General features: G+C 76.3%; 1 protein-coding gene. It reads left to right on the top strand.

Going from position 1 to position 2,374, the window contains the following annotated elements:
- Positions 1-297: 297 nt before the first annotated feature.
- Positions 298-1,800 carry an FUSC family protein gene (locus ACFQ79_RS40650; protein WP_383593415.1) on the top strand — a complete coding sequence of 501 codons (1,503 nt, stop codon included), beginning with the start codon at positions 298-300 and terminating at the stop codon, positions 1,798-1,800.
- Positions 1,801-2,374 lie beyond the last annotated feature (574 nt).

The raw sequence follows: 2,374 nt of genomic DNA, 5'->3' as shown, positions 1-2,374 counted from the left end.
GGCCGGGACGGCGACCCGTGCCCGAGCCGGGGTGGTCCGTTGGCCGCCGGGCGGCCAAGGCGGACCGCCACTCGCTGGGCCAATGGCCCAGCCGATGGGTCATGAGTTGAGCCAGAGGCACGCCGGATGGTTTCCTTGGCGTATCCAGGTACTTTCGGCGCCGCGCAGCGCCGGAGCGGCGACGAGGCCGGTCCGGACCGCGGCGCCTTCGTCATGTCCGTGAGCTCCCACCACCCCGGGACGCCGCGAGGCAGGGCGGAAGGCAAGACGAGGGGGCGGTTCACAGCCGTGAAGAGGATGTTCGTGGCACCGGATCCGGGGCACGCCAGGTTGAAGAACTCGCTGCGCGCCGTCATGGGCATCGCGCTCGCCGTCGCGCTCGCGGAGCTCGCCGGCCTCTCGCTGACCGCGTCGATCACCGGCGGTCTGGCCGCGCTGCTCGCGCTGTTCACCGTGATGGACTCCACCGTCCGCGCGCAGGCCGTCACCACCCTGCTCCTCCCGGCCGCCGGCTTCCCCGTCCTCGCCCTCGCCACCGCGCTCCACGACATCACGCCGCTGCGGGACGTCGCCTTCCTCGCCGTGGTCTTCTGCGGGGTGTACGCCCGGCGCTGGGGCCCGCGCGGCCATGCGCTGGGGATCTTCGCGTTCATGAACTTCTTCACCACCCAGTTCCTGCACGCCGTCCCCGGACAGCTCCCCGAGCTGTACGCGGCCGTCGGCATCGCCCTGGCCGCCGCCGGCGCGGTGCGCTTCCTCCTGTGGCCGCTGGAACGCCGTACGCCCCCGCCCGCCGCGCCGGCTCCGCTGCCCGGCTCCGGGCTCTCCCGCGTGACCACCCGCCAGGCGGTCCAGGCCGCGGCCGCGTGCGCCGTGGCGCTCGCGATCGGACAGGTGCTCTCCGAGGACCGCTGGTACTGGGCCGTCGGCACGACGTGGTGGATCTTCGTCAACACAGTGTCGCGGGGCGAGACGCTGGTACGCGGCTTCCGCCGGGTCCTCGGCACGGTGATCGGGATCGCCGTCGGCATGGTCGTCGCCATCCCGCTCGACGGGGCCGTGGTGCCCACCGCCGCCCTGGTGGCCGTCTGCGTCTTCGGGATCTTCTACACCGCGCCCGTCTCGTACAGCTGGATGATGCTGGCCGTGACTGTGATGGCGGGTCTGCTCTACGGGCTCCTCGGCGTGCTCGACCCGGCGCTCCTGGTGCTCCGTCTCGAGGAGACCGCCGTGGGCGCGGTGAGCGCGGCGCTCGCCGTGCTGCTCATCCTCCCGGTCACCACGCACGCGATCAACGACGCATGGATCCAGCGCGCGCTCCAGGGCGTGCGGTCGGCGACCTCGGCCTCCCTGCGGCGCCTGTCCGGTGACGAGGACGCCGACCCGACCCCGCACGCCGCCGAGCTGGAGCTGCTGCTCGGACGCGTACGGCTCTCCCTCGCCCCGCTGGTCCACCCGCTGAGCCCGTTCCGCGGCCGGAAGGCCCGCGCGCGGCGGGTCCTGGCGCTGCTCGACGAATGCGCCGACGAGGTGCGGGGGCTCGCCGCCGTCGCGGCCGACCCGGCCGCGAGCCACGACGCCCGCCTCGCCGCGGCCTGCTGGCGCGTCGAGGCCGCGGTGGAGCGGCTGACGTCACCCCGGGGCGGCCGCGAGGCCGGGGAGCGGGTGGCGGCGGACGGCGCGGGCGCCCCGGCCGCGGGTCAGGCCGCGCTCGGCCACGTCAGCGGTCTGGAGAAGCTCCTCGCCGCGCTCGACGAACCGCTGCGGACCCCACCGGGCTCACTCCTCGTCCGCTCCTGACCCCACCGGGCTCGTCGCCAGTCGGCTCCCGACGACTCCGGCGCGCCTCCGGCAGGTCGGTCTGCGACGGGTCCCGCGCGGGTCCCGTCGCAGGCCGACGGCAGGTCTACGGCCGGTCTACGGCCGGTCCGGGGCGGGTCCACGGCTGGTCTGCGGCTGGTCCCGGCGCGCATCACCGCCACGCCCCGGGCACGTTCCTGGCGCGTCTGTCAGGGCGTACCGGGGGACGCCCCGGCCTCCCGGCCTCCCGGCCTCCCGGACACCCGGGCACCCCCAGGGATCTTCCTGGGACGGACCCCGCACCTTCCGGGCCCATCATCGGCACGCCCAGGGATCTCCCCGGCCTGTCCCGGCACCTCCCGGATGCGTCCTCTGCGGTGCCCAGGGCGCCGGCGACGTGCCCGCCGTCCCCGGCCGCCCGGCCCGCTGTCCCCGGCCGCCCGACCCGCCGTCTCCGCCCGCCCGGCTCGCCGCGTGGACCCGCCGTCTCCGCCCGCCCGGCTCGCCGCGTGGGCCCGCCGTCTCCGCCCGCCCGGCTCGCCGCGTGGGCCCGCCGTCTCCGCCCGCCCGGCTC

It is taken from the genome of Streptomyces sp. NPDC056480 (assembly GCF_042795405.1).
Classification (GTDB): Bacteria; Actinomycetota; Actinomycetes; order Streptomycetales; family Streptomycetaceae; genus Streptomyces.
Note: the sequence above shows the minus strand (reverse complement) of the source record. Positions and strands in the feature narration are given on the sequence as shown.